A 20,713-nucleotide genomic window follows, 5' to 3' on the forward strand; every position below is an offset into this window, starting at 1 on the left:
TGCTTTTTCTAAACATTGAAACAGGCTAGCCTGTAAAAATAGACCGGACGAGGATAATTTGATTTCGTTTTGTTCGTCACAAGTTTTATTAGATTTGTGGTGCTTTTTCAAAAAACAGATCCTGATAAACCTGACGATAATGAAAAAATCTATTCTTATCATCATCCTTTTATTTTTACTTCTAGGCGAAACCGCCCGGGCGCAAAATACATCTGTCTACATTTCCCAGCTCACTGCCTGCCCCGGAGCCAATGTAGCTGTGGGTGTGAATACTACTAATCTTTTCGATGTAGGAGCCATTACGCTTTTTATAGCTTATGATACTTCGGCAGTGGAATATGTAACGGTGAGCAACGTGCATCCGCAATTGGGCGGATTGCTTTACAATCATTTGCTGGTGCCCCAGCCCATGGTGGCGGTGAGTTGGGCGGGTGTGGCCGGCGCCAGCATTGCTGCAGGAAAACTTTTTGATATTCAATATCATTACAAAGATGGGCAAGGTGCTTTTACGTTTCTTCCCAACTGCGAAGTTGCCACCACCCAACTGGAAGTGCTGGAGGTAGCGTATTCCGGCGGTACCATTCAGCCATCCATTGTTATTCTTAGTCAACCCGACGACCAGGCGGTTTATGAAGGCGAGCCTGCCGGATTTACTATCGGGAGCGGCTCTGCCGTCGCTTATCAGTGGCAGCGTAGCACCGACCAGGGAACTACTTTTATTGATATTGGAGAATTAGCAAATTATTTGGGTACAGATACCGAAACATTGGAGATAGCTACGGCTAATCTTTCGATGACTGGAAATCTGTTTCGGTGCAGGCTCACCGGCGGCGGGTGCACGGTTTATAGCCGTGAGGCGCTGCTGGAAGTTCAGGCGCTGAGGGTTCAAACTTTTCAGTTTACGGCAGGATGGAACACTTTTTCGTTGGCGATCCAACCCCCTTCATTATATGTTGGTGATGTGTTTGGTGATTTGGGCAACCAACTCATTTTTCTTTCGGATGGTGAGGAAGTTTATTATCCTGCCGGCGGCATCAATACGCTGGTACAAATTGATCCTTCAGCAGGCTATTTTTTAAAGAGTTCAGAAAATGCCACATTGAATGTGGCGGGCGTGCCCACCGAACCACCAGTGATTTCCATCGCAGCCGGATGGAACCTTTTGCCCGTGCTAGCGCAATGCGATGTTGTTATTGGTGCAATGCCTGCCGATGTGCTATCAAAAATTGATGCCATTGTGGAAATTGCCGGTGTAAGCGTATTCTGGCCTTCAAAAAGCATTTTTACGCTAAGCGTTTTGCAAAGCACCAGGATGTATCGCCTGAAGGCAAATGAAGATTTCGAGTGGGAGTTTCCGACATGCAATCCCTGATCGGGCAGATGAGGTCCCCCTTTTTAATATCTGCGTTTAATGCAATATTTTAATGCTTTTCAGAAAAGCATCCTGTAAACTCTTTCGATGTCATCCGACAACTGGCTCACCGATATGTATTTGCTGTAACGGCGAAACTCGCGGCCTTCGAAGAAAACGACGATGGCCGGATTGGCAAACACGCCATAATGCGCAGAAATGTCGGGATGAAATTCGCTGTTGACGAAAATCAGCGACATTTGAGGAAACTCCTGTTCCGTCATTTCCTGAATTTTTGGCCGCAGACTCACGCAGGGCGCGCAGCGATCGCTGTAGAAATAAAGGATACAGGCAGCAGCATGCTGCACCTGGTCGATGAGTGTGGGAAGGTGGTGTAATTCGTTTTCCATTCTGGCAGGTTTTTATAATGCGGCGCAAAAGTACGAATGTGTTCTCATATTTCTATCCCCGTTTCAATAGCTTCATTGTTCTAATCCTTGTTCTTTATTAATAACCAAACCAAAATACGGTTTACAAAAAAGCTAACATTTGCTAATGATCAGATAGCGAATGCCCCGGATGATACCAGTCTAAAATACGAGGGCAGGCACCTGCAATATATTATTTTTGCAACATTCAATTTAAAAGCATCGCTCATGCAAAAAGATCTATCCAAAATATTCGGCCGCAACTACGTTTTTAATGATACGCCTTTTAATACCCTGATGCGAAAGCGTATCTATCACGTGTTGCTCATTGCCAGCAATTACGATACTTTTATTCTTGAAGACGATGGGCGTATCGATGAGCAGATTTTCGACGAATATGTGTCGCTCAACCTTCGTTATCCGCCTCAGTTTTTACAGGCGGGAAGCAAAGCAGAAGCCTTACGGATGCTGGAGGAAGAAAAAATCGATCTGATCATCTTTATGCTTAGTGCCTTCGATGAGGAATCTTTCGAAGAGATCAAAGCCAAATACGACGACATTCCCGTGGTGCTGCTCACGCCCTTCTCGCGCGAAATATCTCTGAAACTCGACAGCGGCAAGCTCGCCCGACTCGACTACGTTTTTACCTGGCTGGGTAATGCCGACATACTATTGGCTATCATCAAACTGATAGAAGATAAGATGAATCTGGATGTAGATGTTTTGCAGGTGGGTGTGCAGGTGATCATTCTGGTGGAAGATAACGTGCGTTTTTATTCGTCATACCTGCCCAATATTTATAAAATCATCTTTAAACAGAGTAAGTCTTTTATGACCGAGGCGCTCAACGATCATCAGAAGATGCTGCGGATGCGCGGACGCCCGAAGATTTTGCTTGCTACTACCTACGAAGAAGCCGAAGATGTTTATCTTAAATACAAAAATAATCTGCTGGGCATCATATCCGATATGAGCTACAAACGCAACGGGATACAGGATAAAATGGCCGGCCTGCGCTTTTGTAAAATGGTTAAGGACAACGATAAGTTTATGCCGGTGTTGCTGCAGTCGTCCGATCAGTCTGTGCAAGAGATAGCCAGCGAAATTAATGTAGGATTTATTAATAAAAACGCCAAAAACCTCAGCCACCAGCTCCGTGATTTTATCACCCAATATTTTGCTTTTGGTGATTTTGTTTTTGAAGATCCCGATACGGGGCAGGAGCTGATGCGCGCCACCGACCTGAAAAATCTTCAGGAGATCCTGTATCAAATTCCCGACAATTCTTTTTTGTATCACATCAGCCGCAACCACATCTCCAAATGGCTGCGCGCCAGGGCACTGTTTTCATTGGCTGATCTTTTCAAAGAAATACATCCCGACGATTTCGATAGTCTCATCGAAACACGCCGCTTCCTCTACGAGGCCATTGCCAAGTTTAGGATGTACAAAGGGCGCGGCGTGATTGCCGAATTCAGACGCGACCAATTCGACGAGTACCTCACCTTTACGCGTATCGGCGAAGGCTCGCTGGGTGGCAAAGCCCGCGGGTTGGCCTTCCTGGATTTGATGATAAAGCGAAACCACCTCATCGACCGGTTTCCCAATATCATCATCAACATACCGCACACAGTAGTTCTGGGCACCGACATTTTTGACGAATTTATGGAGGAAAACCATCTCTACGATATTACCATGTCCGGTAGCAGCGACGAGCAAATCCTGCACGCCTTCACCGAGGCACATCTGCCTTTCAGAATACACGAAAGTTTATACGCATTTATCTCTATCACACACAATCCCATCGCCATCCGCTCCTCGAGTTTGCTCGAAGATTCGCATTACCAGCCGTTTGCCGGAATATATTCCACCTACATGATCCCCAATATGGCCGATGACGAACGGCTGATGTTCGAAAACCTAAGTCTGGCTATCAAGAGCGTTTATGCTTCGACTTATTTCAAAGATAGCCGTGCATACATGTCGGCCACCCTCAACGTTATCGACGAGGAAAAGATGGGCATTGTGTTGCAGGAGGTCTGCGGATCGCGCTACGGCGACAGGTTTTATCCAACCATTTCCGGTGTGGCACGGTCGATCAATTTCTATCCTATCGATCCCGAGCTGCCTAACGAAGGTGTCGCCAATGTGGCTTTCGGGCTGGGGAAATATATTGTCGACGGAGGAAATACGCTGCGCTTCTCGCCGGTGTATCCTAAAAAGTTGCTCCAGCTCTCCAATACCAATATGGCCATCAGCGAAACGCAACACACCTTTTATGCCCTCGACATGAACCTCCACAACTTCAAGGTTAGCACTGACGACGGTATTAATCTTTTGCACCTTCCGGTAAAAGATGCCGAAGCCGACAAATCGCTCAATTTGGTAGCCTCAACCCACGATTATCAAAATAACATGATTCGTGATGGTGTGAATTACACCGGACAGAAAATTATCACCTTCGCCCACATTCTAAAGCATGGCATGTTCCCGTTGGCCGAAATCCTGAAGACAGTGCTCGAAGTGGGTCACCGAGAAATGAACCGCGGCATCGAGATAGAATTTGCTGTTGATCTTAATGTTCCCAACGACCAGCCGGTATTTTTTAATCTTTTACAGATACGTCCCATCGTCGACAGCAATGAGACGATCGAAGAACGTCTTACGGAAATTCCTGAGGAAGAAACCATTCTCATCTCTGCCAATGCTTTGGGCAATGGAATCATCAAAAACATTCATGATTTTGTGTATGTAAAACCCGAAAGTTTTGATGCGGCACGCACCCGCGAGATTGCTGAAACGGTGGCGCGCATCAACGATAAGTTCATTGCCGAAGATCAAAACTATATCCTGGTGGGTCCTGGGCGTTGGGGTTCTACCGATCCGTGGCTGGGCATTCCCGTAAAATGGGCACAGATTTCTGCCGCCCGCCTCATTGTCGAGTCGGGGCTAAAAAACTATCACATCGATCCCAGCCAGGGAACACATTTTTTTCAAAATCTCACCTCTTTCCGTGTGGGATATTTCACCATTAATACTTTCGTAAACGAAGGCTTTTACGACCTTGAATATCTGCGCAGGCACGAAGCCGTTTATGAAGATGAATTTATCCGGCACATTCGTTTCCACAAGCCGGTGGTTATCAAAATTGATGGCAAAAAGAAAATCGGGGTGGTAATGAAGATGTAAGTTGGAAATTCCAAATTGCAAAAAACAAATTCCAAATAAATCCCAATATTAAAATCAAATAAACTCCTTTTGTAGCATGGCACCCACTTTTTTATCAATTGGAAAGGTGAGCTCATCAATAGATAACTGCTGCAATGGTACCCACCGGAAAGTCTGCGCGCCATCCACCGGAATAAATTCGAATCGACGGGTGGCAATTTTGAAGGCACTATGATCGACGATATCAATGAGATAATAAATGCTGATGAGCTGCTGCGGAGGATCGATCAGACGCGATATCTGAAAGAAATCGGTGGTGTAGTAATGACGGATGATTTTTATTTCGGTGCCAAGCTCCTCGCAACATTCACGCCGAAGGCAATCCAGTGTACCTTCGCCGGGTTCCAGGCCGCCACCCGGAAATTTGGTCATCAGCATCCCCAGCCGATATTCGTCGGTGAGCAGCACTTTTTTATCCGCCGAAAGCGCCAAACCATAAACCCGCACATTGAATTTTTGAACTTTTTTCTCTTCCATATAGGGAAAGTCTTACTTTAGTGACCTCATTTAGCTGAGTTTTTCTGAATGACAGGCAAAAAAAACCGATACAAACCTAATATTTTAATGGGATGAAAAAGATTATTTACGCCATTACATTGACGATCATTATGCTGGCGGCAGCGTGTTCGCGCACCAGCGAAGATTACACACCGAGCGACCCGCAGCAATTCACCGGCTACATCAGCAGCTATACTTCGGGAGTTATTTCGGCCCATGCGCCTGTGGTTATCAAACTTAGTAAAGCTGTGGCTGCCTATGAACCCGGCACGCGTCTGCCCGAAAAGACGCTCAGTTTTACTCCGTCCATTTCTGGTCATGCCTACCTTACCGATGCCTACACCATCGAATATCGACCTGTTGGCTTATTGGAACATGGCGAGCGATACACAGGCGTTTTTAAACTCGATAGGGTGCTCGACACTATCGGTGTGTCGGCAAATTTTGTTTTCGATTTTATGGTCATCGCACAGGACTTCAATGTTTTTCCGGGACGACTTATGGAAGCACGGAGCAATGAGGAAAAGCGCAAAGATTACGAGGGTCTGATGATCACTGCCGACGACATGCGTGTGGAAGATGCACAAAAAATATTATCCATTTCTTCGCCTGAGGACGGCTTAAAGCTGGAAATCATTCCGGAAAGTCCGCGCCAGTTTAATTATGCCATTCGCAACATACCGCGACGCGACAAGGCTTACGCCATTCATCTGCAATGGAACGGCGAAGAAATTGGTTTTGCCAAACAGGGTAGTTTGGATATTCACATTCCGTCGGTTAACGAGTTCACTTTGCTCAATGTCGCCGTTAGCCAGGACGACAAAGATCAGTTTATCAGGCTTACCTTTTCCGATCCTGTTGATCCGCTACAAAATCTCACCGGGCTGGTGCAGATAAAACAACACGATAAAAACCTGCGCATCCAACGTCAGGGTTCCGACCTGCTGGTATATCCGCAACAGCGTATCAATGGCGAAGCCACGCTTGTACTGGATGCTGCTTTGCGGAATGCTTCGGGCAACGCTCTGGGCAGTCGCCAGGAACTGGTGGTAGCACTCTCGGCGCTCAAGCCGCAGGTGGAGATAGCCGGCAAAGGCAATATCATGCCCGACAGCCGCAACCTGATGCTCTCCTTCCGCAGCGTGAGCCTGCGCGCGGTGGACGTTACCGTTTATAAAATCTATTCGGACAACGTGATGCAGTTTTTTCAAAATGAAGGTTATAATACATCCTACAACCTGCGTGAGGTAAGCCGTCCGGTGTATCGTAAAATGGTACGCCTTGACAAAAATCCAGAAATCGATCTGTTGCAATGGAATGCTTTTTCCATCGATCTTACCGACATGATCAACCGTGATCCGGCAGCCATCTACAGCTTAAAAATTTCTTTCCGAAAAGAATATGCACTCTTCAACTGTGGCACCGACGACGAAGATGAATTGAAGAAATTTGAAAATCTGCCGCTTTATAACGAAGGTGAAGCATTCTGGTGGGATGGTGGCGACAGTTACTACTACGAGTTTCCCGAAAATTACCGATGGGCGCAGCGCGACGATCCCTGCACGGATTCGTATTATGTTCCCGAGCGATTCCCACGGCGCAACCTGCTGTCGGGCAACCTGGGCATCATTGCCAAAAGCTCCGACAACAAAAAGTTTACGGTGGCTGTCACCAACCTTTTGACCACTGCCCCGGAAGGTGCTGCCACAGTCGATTTTTATAATTTTCAGAAACAGCATATCGGCAACATCGCAACCAACAGCGAGGGCCTGGCACGCATCACACTTGAGCAGGTGCCTTATCTCATCCGCGCTAGCAAGGGAGGGCAGCAAGCCTGGCTCAAAGTGGATGACGGCAGCTCGCTCTCGATGAGCACTTTTGATGTATCAGGACAACAGGTGAGCGGTGGAATAAAAGGGATGATGTATGGCGAACGCGGTGTTTGGCGTCCGGGCGACACGCTCTTTCTTGCTTTTGTAATGGACGACATCTCCGCCAATCTGCCTTATAATCATCCGGTGGTGATGGAGCTTTACAATCCGCGCGGCCAGCTCTCGGCACGCGAGGTAAAGACCGAAGGTGTGAATGGATTTTATGTTTTTAAACCCACAACCAACTCCCAGGATCCCACCGGTAGTTGGCGTGCGCGTATTATTGTGGGTGGCGCCACTTTCGAGAAATCCATCCGCATCGAAACCATCAAACCCAACCGGCTGAAAATGGATTTATCTTTCGGAAGGAAAATCCTCTCTCAAAATCAATCTGTAACGCTCAAGGTTGCCTGGCTGCATGGTGCCGTGGCAGCCAACCTCGAAGCCTCCGTAAATCTTCGCCTGAGAGATTTCAAACACACCTTTGATAAATTTGAAGATTACAACTTTACCGATCCCGCCAAAACGTATGGCGGTTTTGAAGAGACGATATTTACAGGAACGCTCGATGGCAAAGGAAATACCTCTTTCCCACTCGACATCCAGACCAATGACCAGGCGCCCGGCATGCTGCAGGCTGTCTTTACCACCCGCGTAACCGAAACCGGCGGCGACCAAAGCACGGATGTAACGACGATGCCTTTTGCGCCTTATCCGCAGTTTGTAGGAATCAAAATTCCCTACGACAGCCAGTACAAAAATATGCTCACCACCGGAACCAAACATGAGATAAAGATAGCTACTGTAGATAAAAATGGCGCTCCTGTTTCAGCTACCGGAATCCGGCTAAAGATTTTCAGGGTGTCGTGGAACTGGTGGTGGAGTGCACAAAATGATAATCTTGCACGATGGGCACAAGGCGAAGACGCCAATCTTGTCGAGCAATTTGTCTTTTCCACAAACAACGGCACAGCCACCGTACCGCTCACTATTGCCGACGACGACTGGGGTCGTTACTACCTGCAGCTGGTAGATACCCGCTATGGCCACACTGCCGGCACCACGGTTTACTTCGACTGGGCAAACGAAGAACAGCGCGCCAATCGTGGCAACCCTGCCGGAGCAACCTTGATCGACATCACCACCGACAAAACTACCTACCAGCCCGGCGATATGGTAAAAGTAACTTTTGCCTCTGCCGAAAACAGTTCAGCATTGCTCAGCCTCGAAAATGGCTCCAATGTACTCGACTATTGGTGGGTAAATTGTAAACCCGGTGAAACGAAGACGGAATTTGCCGTCAAGGCAGATATGGCTCCCAACGCTTATCTGTACGTCACATTGCTGCAGCCACACGCACAAACCATCAACGACAGGCCAATCCGAATGTATGGCGTAGTTCCAATCATGGTGGAAGTTCCCGAGTCGCGGCTGAACCCGAAAGTGGAAGCCCCAGAAAAGGTGCGTCCCGATGCTGTTTATAACATTAAAGTCTCAGAAAAGAATGGAAAAGCCATGACTTACACGCTTGCTGTGGTGGACGAAGGATTGCTAGGGCTTACGCGTTTTGCTACGCCCGACCTGTGGCAGCATTTTTATGCCCGCGAAGCGTTGGGTGTCAAAACATGGGATCTTTATGATGAGGTGCTTGGCGCTTATGGCGGTAGGTTGCAAAAAGTGCTTGCCATCGGTGGCGACCAGTCGGCGCTGCGATATGGCGAGCAGAAAGCCAACCGCTTCAAACCGGTGGTGACGTTTCTGGGGCCTTTTGAGCTGGCACGCAAAAAAACCGCTGTGCATCAACTGCACATGCCCAATTACGTGGGCGCCGTTCGTGTGATGGTAATAGCTGCCAACAATGGCGCTTATGGATCGGCTGAAGCCGAAATAGCTGTAAAGCAGCCGGTGATGATTCTTCCCACAGCGCCACGTGTCATTGGTCCGGGCGAAACCTTCGATCTGCCGGTAACGGTGTTTGCCATGAACGATGAAATACGCACCGTAGAACTTCAGCTTTCTACCAAAGGAAAACTCGAAGTTATGGGTAGTAAAACCACCACCGTTAGTTTTGATCGGGCAGGTGAAAAAACAGGATATTTTAGCCTGAAAGCTCCGGAAGGTGCGGAAGGCTTTTCGAGCTTGACGGTGCAGGCCACCGCGGGCAGCGAAACCACCTCTCAAACCATTGAGCTGCAAGTGCGCAATCCCATCGAACCTGTAACACGCCTTAAAACTTTTGCGCTTGACGCAGGAGAATCTAAAACGATTCCTTATGATTTCTTTGGTGTGGAAGGCAGCAACAGCGGCACGCTTGCCGTTTCGTCGTTCCCATCGATTCATCTCGACCAGCACCTGAAATATTTGGTGGCATATCCGTATGGATGCGTAGAGCAAATTACCTCGAGCGCTTTTGCACAGCTATACCTCGACAAACTCACCAGCCTCACCGACGAACAGAAGGCGCGGGTAAGCCGCAATGTGATGGCAGGTATTCGCAAAATAGCTGCTTTTCAGCAAACCAATGGGGCTTTATCTTACTGGCCGGGCAACAGCCACATCACCGAATGGGGAACCAGCTATGCAGGCCACTTTATGTTGCTGGCCGCACAAAAAGGCTATCTCATCCCATTCGACTTTAAACGGAAATGGCTCAACTGGCAAACCGAAAAGGCAAGCCAATATAATCATAGCTTTGCGGATAGCGAAGAAGCGCTGATGCAGGCTTACAGGCTATATACTTTGGCATTGGCCGGCGAGCCTAATATGAGTGCCATGAACCGCCTGCGCGAAACGGAGCTTTCAGCTACAGCACGCTGGCGGCTGGCAGCAGCTTATCAGCTTTCCGGTCAGCCGGAAGTAGCTACATCGCTCACCGAAAACATAAAGGCGGAAGCCCAATATCAATATAAAAGGCCAGGGCGAACATACGGCTCACAGTTGCGCGACGAGGCCATGATACTTGAAGTGCTGGTGATGATGAATAAGCAGGAAGCAGCCTTTGAGCTGGCCGGTCGCATGGCGCAGAAGATGCAAACCAGTTGGCTCAGCACGCAGTCGGCAGCCTTTGCACTTTATGCCCTGGCTACCTTTGCCGGCGACGATGCTTTTGGCAAGAGCTTTACTTTCGATTTTGAGAAAAATAAAAAATCCCAAACCGTGCGCTCATTGGTGCCTGTTTATACTGTTGCGCTGGAAGCTGTCGATGCAGGAAACAGCATGACCGTAAAAAATACCAATGACGGCCGGTTATTCCTTACCCGAACCATCACTGGCAGACCCAATTTCGGAACTGAAATCGCCGAATCCAAAAACATAACCATGGAGGTTTCGTACCAAACGATGAGTGGTGCACAGTTGCCGGTGGGGAGTATAAAACAGGGAACCGACTTCCAGGCCATCGTCACCATCCGCAACAGCGGCCTTGCGGGCAGCATCGACAATATGGCGCTTAGTCAGGTGTTTCCGTCGGGATGGGAAATTTTGAGCACCCGCTATGCTGATGCGGGCGAAGGCAACGCCGCCGCGTCGGATTGGGATTACCGCGACATCCGCGACGACAGGGTTTACACCTTCTTCAATCTCAACCGAAATGGCGTTCGCCGCTACAGCGTAATGTTGCATGCTGCCTACACAGGCCGCTATTACCTGCCGCCGGTAACCTGCCACGCCATGTACGACGATGCCATCTATGCCCGAACCGCAGGACAATGGGTGGAAGTGGTGCGATGAGGGAGCCAAAACCAAAAGAGCTTGCCCCTACCCGCCCACCACAATACCGTGAATTTTTACACTGTATATCAGGGTATTTTTACTACATTTGACTTGTTAAAAAATTAATTAGGATTCTATGAACCGAATTAAAGAAGTATTCAAGGACAGAGGGATTTCTAAAACATGGCTTGCTAACAAAATGGAAAAGAGCTACAACACCATTAATGAGTATGCTCGTAACGTAAGACAACCAAGTTTGGAGGACTTATACCGAATTGCAGAAATCCTTGATGTTGACATCAAAGTATTAATTGTTTCAAACAAGAAGTAAATATGAACAAACAAAAACTTGCTGCTAAAATTTGGGCATCTGCTAATCAGATGCGTTCTAAAATTGAAGCCAACGAATACAAAGACTACATTTTAGGTTTCATCTTCTATAAATACTTATCAGAAAAGGAACTCCAATTTGCAAAGAAAGAAGACTTCACTGAGGTGGATATAAAAGCACTTAGCGAAGAAGACACTGAAACCGTTGAACACATCAAAAGCAATATTGGGTACTTTATAGCTTATGACAACTTGTTCTCTACTTGGATTAGCATGGGCAAGGACTTTGATGTTGCTAATGTTCGTGATGCTCTTTCTGCTTTTAGCCGCTTGATAAGTCCTGCTCACAAGAAACTGTTTGACGGAATCTTTGACACTTTACAAACTGGACTAAGCAAATTGGGTGACAGTGCAGCTTCGCAAACAAAAGCCATTCGTGACTTACTGCATTTAATCAAGGATATTCCAATGGATGGCAGACAGGATTATGATGTGCTTGGCTTTATTTATGAATACCTAATTGGAATGTTTGCTGCAAATGCAGGAAAAAAAGCGGGTGAATTTTACACTCCGTATGAAGTTTCAGTTCTTATGTCAGAAATAATTGCACATCATTTAAGAGACAAAAAAGAAATTCAAATTTATGACCCGACAAGTGGTTCGGGTTCTTTACTTATCAATATTGGCAGTAGTGTTGCGAAACACATTGATGACGAAAACAACATAAAATTCTACGCTCAAGAACTCAAAGAAAACACATACAACTTAACTAGGATGAACCTAGTAATGAGAGGACTTTTGCCAAACAATATTATCACACGAAACGGAGACACTTTAGAAGATGATTGGCCATATTTCGATGAAAACAACCCGATACACACTTACAATCCACTTTATGTAGATGCCGTAGTTTCCAATCCCCCCTATTCTCAAAAGTGGGATCCTTCCCACAAAGAAGCCGACCCACGTTATTCAAGGTTTGGACTTGCACCTAAATCAAAAGCAGATTACGCTTTTTTACTACACGACCTTTTTCACATCAAGCCTGATGGAATTATGGCAATTGTATTGCCACATGGTGTTTTATTCCGTGGCGGTGAGGAAAGCGTTATTCGTGAAAAATTAATTGAAGCGAATCACATTGATACAATCATTGGTTTGCCACCAAGTATATTTTTTGGTACAGGCATTCCGACAATCGTAATGATATTAAAACAGAAACGTGCCAACACAGATGTATTAATAGTTGACGCTTCTAAAGGTTTTGTTAAAGAAGGGAAAAATAATAAACTACGTGCCTCTGACATTAAACGAATTGCTGATGCAGTTCGTGACCGTGAATCATTCCTAAAATTTTCAAAAGTTGTAACTCGAGAAGAAATCAGAGAGAATGAGTACAACCTAAATATTCCACGTTATGTTGATTCTTCTGAGAATCCTGAAAGTTGGGACATCTACGCTTCTATGTTTGGAGGTATTCCAGAAAATGAAATTGACGACTTGCAAAATTATTGGGACGCATTTCCACAATTGCGAGAAACACTATTTGCCAAAAACTTACCCATTAACTCAAACTTAATTGTACAAGACATCAACGCTGCAATAAAAGAACATGAAAGTGTTCAAGCATTCGTAAGCGGTTTCAATACAGCATTTTCGGATTTTGATAGTTTTTTGAAAACCGAATTATTGACCAATATCCTAACCGTAAAAATTAACAGAGAAAAAACAGTTTTAAGTGACGACATATTTAAGCGATTGGAAAACATCAAGCTGATTGATAAATATGAAGCCTACCAATTGTTAGACAACGAATGGGATGTAATCAAAGTTGATTTGGAGATTATACAAACAGAAGGATTTGAGGCAACCAAAAAAGTTGACCCAAACATGGTTACCAAGAAAAAAGACGGAGTTGAGCAAGAAGTGCAAGACGGTTGGATGGGTAGAGTAATGCCTTTCTTATTAGTGCAGGAAACCTACTTGCAAGAGGAGTTAAATATTTTGAGAGCCAAAGAAAATAGAGTTACTGAAATTGCCACAGAATTAGAAGAAATCATTGATTCACTTTCGGAGGAAGAAAGGGATACAAGTATTTTAAATGACAATAATGATGCTTTTGTGGTAAAAGAACTCAACGAATATTTGAAAGAGATTTTTGCCGATGTTGAAACCGATGAAATCAAAGCAATAAAAGAGTATCTGAACTTATTGGAAAGTAAAGCCAAGAAGCTCGAAAAAGAAAACTTCATCAATTCTCAGAAGGAGATTGATTGGACTAAAATGGAGGCTAACAAAGACGGAACATTTGGCAAGCCTGCTGTAAACAAGTATTTATTTGAATTGCAATCAACGTTTACTTTCCCTGAAGAATCTTTTGAAAACAAGATGGTTAAAACAGCTGCCTTGTTAGTAAGCGAGAAAGAATTGAAGGCTGAAATAAAAGCGGAATCCGCTGCACTTCATTTAAAGACAAAAGAAACGATTGAAAACCTGACAAACAAACATGTTTATGAATTGCTTGATTTAAAATGGATTGCTCCAGTTGTTTCATCGTTGAACAACTTACCTGAAACCATCAGCACTCAACTTACCAATAAAGTACAGGTACTTGCTGACAAATACGCTATTACTTATTCGGACGTAGCAAAAGAAATTAAAGAAGCAGAAAGCACCTTATCATCATTGATTGGCAACCTAGAAGGCAACGAGTTTGACATGAAGGGTTTGAACGAATTGAAATCACTTTTAAAAACAACAGAGCAAAATGGCTAAAATCAATACAAACCCCGAAGTACGTTTTGCTGGTTTTGAACAAGATTGGGAAGAACGAGAACTAAGCAAAATCTTGAAGGAGCGAAAAGTAATGCAAAAGATTACCGAAGATGCTCCGATACTTGCTTTTGCAGCAGGTCAAGGTGTTATTGACAGAAGCGAAAGAAAATCCAACAATCGAGACCATTTAACGCATGACCAAGAGAATAAAATTTATAAACTCACTGAATTAAATGACATAGTTTATAATCCTTCCAATCTTAAGTATGGAGCAATAGACCGCAACAAGCACGGACGTGGTGTAATTTCGCCAATTTATGTAACCTTCACTACAGAAGAAGAGCCTTCGTTTGTAGAACTCATTGTAAAAAGTGAAAAGTTCAAATTGCGAGCATTGCAATATGAAGAAGGAACAGTTGTCAAGAGACAATCTGTTAAACCTGAAAATCTATTATCTCTTAAAGTCAATATTTCATCATCAAAAGATGAACAGAAGAAAATTGGGGAGCTTTTTGACTCTTTAGAAACCCTAATAAAGCTTCATCAAGTAAAACGTAATAAATTATTAAATGTAAGAAGATCAATAATTCAAAAGTTGTTCCCAAAATTAGGTTCAAATTTGCCAGCAGTACGTTTCAATAATTTTTCTGATAGTTGGAAAGAACTTGAGATTGGACTGCTGGCAGATAGACATGATAATCTTCGAGTTCCAGTTAAAGCAGATAAAAGAGTTGCTGGACAGACACCTTACTATGGTGCAAATGGAATTCAGGGTTATGTAAAAGGACACACACATGAAGGAGAGTTTATACTAGTTGCAGAGGATGGTGCTAATAATTTAAAAAATTATCCAGTACAATATGTAAACGGCAAGATTTGGGTCAATAATCACGCCCATGTTCTCCAAGCTAAAAAAGGTATTGCAAATAATATTTATTTAAAATACGCAATCTCTTCTACTAACATAGAACCTTTTTTAGTTGGTGGTGGGAGAGCAAAATTAAATTCAGAACCAATGATGAAGATAAAGGTGTGGATTCCTGAGGATATTAAAGAACAAGAAAAAATAGGAACCTACCTTTATTCAATCGATCAACTTTTAAGCCTTCATGTAGAGGGGTTAGAAAAAATAATAAACATTAAAAAAGCTTGTTTTGAAAAACTGACATCTGCCACTTCAAAACACTTTGCACAAATAAAATAGTTTAAGATGACTTTCAAAACAGAAGCAGAATTTGAAGAAGCCTTGATAAAAGTCCTTTTGAATAAGGGTTGGACGGAAGTATTGAAACGTCCTACTGAAAAAGACTTGCTCCAAAATTGGGCGAACATACTTTTTGAAAACAACAGGGGTAAAGACCGATTAAATGACTTTTCACTTACCGAAGGGGAAATGCAACAAATTTTAGAGCAGATAAATGCTCTAAGAACTCCATTAAAATTAAACGGCTTTATCAATGGAAAAACAGTTTCCATAAAAAGAGATAACCCTGTCGATAAACTTCATTTTGGCAAAGAAGTAAGTTTAAAGATTTACGACAGACTTGAAATTGCGGCAGGACAAAGCCGTTACCAAATTGCCCAACAACCCATTTTCCCAACCAAGTCAAAAATCTTAAATGACAGGCGTGGCGACTTAATGCTTCTAATCAACGGTATGCCGGTCATTCATATTGAATTAAAAAAGAACGGTGTTTCTGTAAGTCAAGCATGTCATCAAATTGAAAAATATTCAAGAGGTGGCGTTTTTTCTGGCTTGTTTTCTCTGGTACAGATTTTCGTGGCAATGGAGCCAAAAGAAACGGTTTATTTTGCCAATCCTGGCCCTGATGGCAAATTCAACAAAGACTTTTATTTCCATTGGGCTGACTTTAACAATGAGCCAATAAATGATTGGAGTGAGATTGCTTCTTCGTTATTGTTTATTCCAATGGCTCACCAATTAATTGGTTTCTACACTGTAGCAGACAGCAACGATGGTGTTTTAAAAGTCATGCGGAGTTATCAATACTTTGCAGCCAATGCCATCTCAGATAAAGTTGCCAAAACAGATTGGAAAAGTAAACATGCTTTAGGCGGTTACATTTGGCACACCACAGGTTCGGGCAAAACCATGACCAGCTTTAAATCTGCCCAATTGATTGCCAATTCGCAAGATGCAGACAAGGTAATTTTCTTAATGGACAGAATTGAACTTGGAACACAATCATTGAAAGAATATCGTGGTTTTTCAGATGAAAATGAAGACATACAAGCCACGGAAAACACAGGTGTTTTGGTCACGAAACTCAAAAGTTCAGACCCTGCAAATACGTTGATTGTAACTTCAATCCAAAAAATGAGCAACATTAAAGATGAAGAAGACGGGCTAAATGCTCACGACATTTTGCTCATGAATAAAAAGCGAATCGTTTTTATAGTGGATGAAGCACACCGTTCAACTTTCGGTGATATGCTCATCACGATTAAAAAGACTTTTACTTCTGCCATCTTCTTTGGCTTTACAGGAACTCCAATTCAGGAAGAGAACCAAAAGAAATTGAACACCACATCAACGGTGTTTGGGGATGAATTGCATAGATACAGTATTGCAGATGGTATTCGTGATAAAAATGTTCTCGGTTTTGACCCATACAAAATACTTACTTACAGAGACCGTGATTTGCGATTAGCTGTTGCCTTAGAAAAAGCAAGGGCAAACGATGATGCGGAGGCATTGGCAGACCCAAGAAAAGCAAGAGTATTTAATAAATACATGACTAGAGTTAGAATGGCTGGACATTTTGAACCTTCAGGTCGTTATGTTCGAGGAATTGAAGATTACTTGCCCACTTCACAATATGACCGTGACGAGCATCATCAAAAAGTAGTTGAAGACATTTTAAGCAATTGGATAGTACTTAGTCAAAACGATAAATTCCACGCCATTTTTGCTACAAGCAGCATAGCCGATGCAATTTTATTTTACCGTTTATTCAAAGCAGAAAATCCAAACTTAAAAATAACTGCATTATTTGACCCACATATTGACAACAACGGAAATACTGAATACAAAGAGGACGGTCTTGTTGAAATAATGACCGACTACAATGAACGATATGAGCAAGATTTCAGACTTGCCAATCATGCCAAATTCAAAAAAGACATTGCTGCAAGACTTGCACACAAAGAGCCTTATTTAAGAATAGAATCTACACCGCATAAGCAAATAGATTTATTGATTGTGGTTGACCAAATGCTTACAGGTTTTGACTCCAAATGGATTAATACTTTGTATATGGATAAGGTTCTCCATTATGAAAATATTATCCAAGCATTTTCACGAACTAATCGCCTTTTTGGTCCTGACAAACCATTTGGTACAATAAGGTATTACCGTTTGCCTCATTCGATGGAACGAAACATCAATGATGCAATAAAATTATATTCTGGCGACAAACCTGTTGGATTATTTGTTGAACATTTAGATACGAATCTCAATTCAATGAACTTTGTTTTTGAGCAGATAACTCAATTATTTCAAACAGCAGCTATCGACAATTTCGAGAGGTTACCAGACGACTTATCCGAAAGAGGAAGATTTGCCATACTCTTCAAAAACTTCAGCAATTACTTAGAAGCAGCAAAGATTCAAGGCTTCAATTGGAACAAATTGCAATATGTTTTTGGAAAAGGCAAAGTAATTATTGAAATGGCATTAGATGAAAATACTTATTTGATTTTAGCCTTGCGTTACAAAGAACTATTTAATACAGGTGGTGGTGGTGGCGGTGGTGATGTGCCTTATGAAATTGAGGGTTATTTGACGGAGATTGATACAGCCAAAATTGATTCAGATTACATGAACTCTCGTTTTGACAAGTACATAAAAGAGCTAAGAAAAGGAGACATTGACCCAACCGAATTGCAAAACACATTAGACGAGTTGTATAAATCATTTGCAACATTGACACAAGAAGAACAGAAATATGCTAATCTCTTTATTCGTGACGTTCAAAGCGGAGTTGCTAAATTAGAGAGTGGCAAAACCTTTAGAGAGTATATCACAGAATACGAGTTCAATGCAAAGAATGACCAAATAAAAAGAATTTCGACATTACTTGGACTTGATGAATCAAAACTTCGGACACTGATGTTATCTGGAGTTACAGAACTAAATATTAATGAATATGGAAGATTCGATGAATTGAAAAACACGGTTGACAAGGACAAAGCAAAAGCATATTTTGAAAAACTTGAAGGGACAACGATTCCACCTTTCAAAGTAAATATGAGAGTATATAATTTATTACAAAGATTTATAATTGAAGATGGTTTTGACATTGAATAAAATATCTCCCACGCATTTGCAAGCACATTGCCAAAGCCGCTCAAGCCCAAGCACAAACCAAAGCTTTGTCAAAGAGCTTGCAAAGCCAATCCTGTCGAAAGAAAAAGAAAGCACGGGCATACAAAAAAGTGTATAAATTATTGGGTAATAAGTGGTTAAATGGAACTTAGAGCAATAAAGAAAATTAACGATAACTTGAAAATGAAGTGCTTCGAAATGCCCAACGCTTCATACACAAGCCGTTGTAAGCAAGATTGAAAAAAGAATAAACAAACTGAGATTCATGTAAGCCTGACAGGTTGTAACGAAAGTATACCTGTCAGGCTTTTTTGGTTTGCATTGCGCAAAGCGGATTTTACCGCAACGAACTTACAGCACATATTTGGAGACATCCTCACCGGGAATTTCAAAATCGAGTATGCGCAGGAAACGTACGGTGGCGTTGAGGTCTTCGTACATCACTTTGTCGTTTTGGATAAACTTGACCTGCTTGCGATAATCGGCTAAAAGTTTTTCGAGATATGGCGAAGTCTTGGCAGGCCGGCGAAATTCTAATGCCTGCGCCGCGTTGAAAAGCTCGATAGCAAGGATGCGTTCGAGATTTTCCAGTACACGGTAGGCTTTGGTGGCGGCGTTGGCGCCCATACTCACATGGTCTTCCTGCCCCTGCGACGATTGGATGGTATCGACAGAAGCGGGAGTGCACAATTGCTTGTTTTGGCTTACAATGGAAGCGGCAGTGTATTGCGGGATCATAAAACCGGAGTTTAATCCCGGATTAGCCACGAGAAAGTTGGGCAGGTCGCGCTTGCCGTCGAGGAGCTGGTAGGTGCGTCGTTCGGAGATGCTGCCCAGCTCGGCCATGGCAATGCACAGGTTGTCGAGCGCCAGCGCCAGTGGCTGTCCGTGGAAGTTGCCGGCAGAGATGATCAGGTCTTCGTCGGGGAAGATGGTGGGATTATCGGTAACGGCATTGATTTCCATACGGAAAACGTAGGCTACGTAATCTATCGAATCTTTGCTGGCGCCGTGCACCTGTGGGATGCAGCGGAAAGAGTAGGGATCCTGAACATGTGCTTTCTTGCGGTTGATCAGTTCGCTGCCTTCGAGAACCTGGCGGATGCGGCTTGCTGTTTTAATCTGTCCGCGGTGATGGCGTATCTGCTGGATGAGATCGTGAAACGGCTCGATACGCCCGTCGAAGGCGTCGAGAGAAAGCGCTGCGATAATGTCGGCTTGCCGCGAAAGCCTGAAAATGCGCAGACAAAGCATGATGCCGTATGCGCTCATAAACTGGGTACCGTTGAGCAGCGCCAGCCCTTCTTTGCTTTGCAGCGTGAGAGGTTCCCAACCCATAAGCTGGAGCATGCGGCGCGAAGGCATCTTTTCGCCACGAAAATAGACTTCACCTTTGCCAATAAGCGGCAACGACATGTGTGCCAGCGGCGCCAGATCGCCGGAAGCGCCCAGCGATCCCAACTGATAAATGACGGGCTGCACATCGTTGTTGAAAAAGTCGATGAGGCGCTGCACCGTTTCAAGCTGCACGCCCGAATGGCCATAAGAGAGGGCGTGTACCTTGAGCAGCAGCATAAGCTTCACAATTTCACGCGGCACCTCATCGCCCATTCCGCAGGCATGCGACATCACCAGATTTTCCTGCAACTGGCTAAGATCATCTTTGGAGATGGTGACGTTGTGCAAAGAGCCAAAACCGGTATTGATACCATATACCGGCTCGTTGCTGCTGGCCATCTTTTTGTCGAGATAGGTGCGGCAACGAACGATTTTTTCGCGTGCCTCCTCTGAAAGCTCCAGCGTAAACTTTTCACGGATAATGGTTTCGATGTCTTCGAAGTTCAATAGCTTGGTGCTGATGGAATGTACTGCCATGGTCGTTTGATGTTTTGATAAAAATATGTCGGCAAAAGTAGGGTAAAATAGCTCCACGCCATGAAGGAGTTGTTCAACAATTGTTGTCACTTGTAATGGTTTTAAAGCTACCAAAGAAATCCACTGTCCGCTAATTTCCGCGAATTAAGCGAATGAAAACGAAAAATGAGTTGATGTTAATTCCTTTTTGTTCGGTGTTAATTGGTGGGCAATTCCTAAAGAATATTGACAAATTGTATTTCAGGTTTTTGGTGGGATGATCAAAACATTCCTATATTTGTATTCGTTTTGATTGTCA

At 43.9% G+C, this 20,713-nt stretch carries 10 protein-coding genes; 7 read left to right on the forward strand and 3 right to left on the reverse strand.

What is annotated here, in order from left to right:
- Nucleotides 1-139 precede the first annotated feature (139 nt).
- Nucleotides 140-1,372 carry a hypothetical protein gene (locus VFC92_09305; protein HZK08385.1) on the forward strand — a complete coding sequence of 411 codons (1,233 nt, stop codon included), beginning with the start codon at nt 140-142 and terminating at the stop codon, nt 1,370-1,372.
- A gap of 59 nt (nt 1,373-1,431) precedes the next feature.
- On the opposite strand, the gene VFC92_09310 is transcribed toward VFC92_09305, so the two are convergent.
- The gene (locus VFC92_09310) at nt 1,432-1,761 is read right to left on the reverse strand and encodes a thioredoxin family protein (GenBank protein ID HZK08386.1); all 330 of its coding nucleotides are present in this window, start codon (nt 1,759-1,761) and stop codon (nt 1,432-1,434) included.
- A gap of 246 nt (nt 1,762-2,007) precedes the next feature.
- Between VFC92_09310 and VFC92_09315 the strand changes: the two genes are divergently transcribed.
- Nucleotides 2,008-4,968 (forward strand): PEP/pyruvate-binding domain-containing protein, encoded by a 2,961-nt coding sequence (locus VFC92_09315; GenBank protein ID HZK08387.1) that lies wholly within the window; start codon nt 2,008-2,010, stop codon nt 4,966-4,968.
- Nucleotides 4,969-5,022: 54 nt separating this feature from the next.
- Here VFC92_09315 and VFC92_09320 read toward each other — a convergent pair whose 3' ends face one another.
- The gene (locus VFC92_09320) at nt 5,023-5,484 is read right to left on the reverse strand and encodes an NUDIX domain-containing protein (protein HZK08388.1); all 462 of its coding nucleotides are present in this window, start codon (nt 5,482-5,484) and stop codon (nt 5,023-5,025) included.
- Nucleotides 5,485-5,576: 92 nt separating this feature from the next.
- Between VFC92_09320 and VFC92_09325 the strand changes: the two genes are divergently transcribed.
- The 5 genes from VFC92_09325 (at nt 5,577) to VFC92_09345 (ending at nt 18,522) form a co-directional block, all read left to right on the forward strand.
- Nucleotides 5,577-11,105 (forward strand): MG2 domain-containing protein, encoded by a 5,529-nt coding sequence (locus tag VFC92_09325; GenBank protein ID HZK08389.1) that lies wholly within the window; start codon nt 5,577-5,579, stop codon nt 11,103-11,105.
- 118 nt (nt 11,106-11,223) lie between these two features.
- A complete protein-coding gene (locus VFC92_09330) occupies nt 11,224-11,418 on the forward strand; it encodes a helix-turn-helix transcriptional regulator (GenBank protein ID HZK08390.1) in 195 nt (64 codons plus the stop codon).
- A gap of 2 nt (nt 11,419-11,420) precedes the next feature.
- Nucleotides 11,421-14,192 (forward strand): type I restriction-modification system subunit M, encoded by a 2,772-nt coding sequence (locus tag VFC92_09335; GenBank protein HZK08391.1) that lies wholly within the window; start codon nt 11,421-11,423, stop codon nt 14,190-14,192.
- Complete coding sequence (locus VFC92_09340) at nt 14,185-15,396, forward strand: restriction endonuclease subunit S (protein ID HZK08392.1); 1,212 nt, start codon at nt 14,185-14,187, stop codon at nt 15,394-15,396. The genes VFC92_09335 and VFC92_09340 overlap by 8 nt, the downstream gene beginning before the upstream one ends.
- Before the next feature lie 6 nt (nt 15,397-15,402).
- On the forward strand, nt 15,403-18,522 hold the full coding sequence (locus VFC92_09345) for an HsdR family type I site-specific deoxyribonuclease (GenBank protein HZK08393.1): 3,120 nt from the start codon (nt 15,403-15,405) through the stop codon (nt 18,520-18,522).
- Between the two features lie 369 nt (nt 18,523-18,891).
- Here the strand turns inward: VFC92_09345 and hutH are convergent, their stop codons facing one another.
- Nucleotides 18,892-20,415, reverse strand: a complete 1,524-nt coding sequence (gene hutH / locus VFC92_09350; protein ID HZK08394.1) for a histidine ammonia-lyase — start codon at nt 20,413-20,415, stop codon at nt 18,892-18,894.
- Nucleotides 20,416-20,713: the final 298 nt, after the last annotated feature.

Source organism: Bacteroidales bacterium (assembly GCA_035647615.1).
GTDB lineage: Bacteria > Bacteroidota > Bacteroidia > Bacteroidales > 4484-276 > SABY01.

What these genes read in the sequence shown, in the direction of transcription:
- VFC92_09335 (HZK08391.1), top strand. Translation starts at nt 11,421, where the DNA reads ATGAACAAACAAAAACTTGCTGCTAAAATTTGGGCATCTGCTAATCAG.
- VFC92_09320 (HZK08388.1), bottom strand. Translation starts at nt 5,484, where the DNA reads ATGGAAGAGAAAAAAGTTCAAAAATTCAATGTGCGGGTTTATGGTTTG.
- VFC92_09315 (HZK08387.1), top strand. Translation starts at nt 2,008, where the DNA reads ATGCAAAAAGATCTATCCAAAATATTCGGCCGCAACTACGTTTTTAAT.
- hutH (HZK08394.1), bottom strand. Translation starts at nt 20,415, where the DNA reads ATGGCAGTACATTCCATCAGCACCAAGCTATTGAACTTCGAAGACATC.
- VFC92_09325 (HZK08389.1), top strand. Translation starts at nt 5,577, where the DNA reads ATGAAAAAGATTATTTACGCCATTACATTGACGATCATTATGCTGGCG.
- VFC92_09340 (HZK08392.1), top strand. Translation starts at nt 14,185, where the DNA reads ATGGCTAAAATCAATACAAACCCCGAAGTACGTTTTGCTGGTTTTGAA.
- VFC92_09305 (HZK08385.1), top strand. Translation starts at nt 140, where the DNA reads ATGAAAAAATCTATTCTTATCATCATCCTTTTATTTTTACTTCTAGGC.
- VFC92_09310 (HZK08386.1), bottom strand. Translation starts at nt 1,761, where the DNA reads ATGGAAAACGAATTACACCACCTTCCCACACTCATCGACCAGGTGCAG.
- VFC92_09345 (HZK08393.1), top strand. Translation starts at nt 15,403, where the DNA reads ATGACTTTCAAAACAGAAGCAGAATTTGAAGAAGCCTTGATAAAAGTC.
- VFC92_09330 (HZK08390.1), top strand. Translation starts at nt 11,224, where the DNA reads ATGAACCGAATTAAAGAAGTATTCAAGGACAGAGGGATTTCTAAAACA.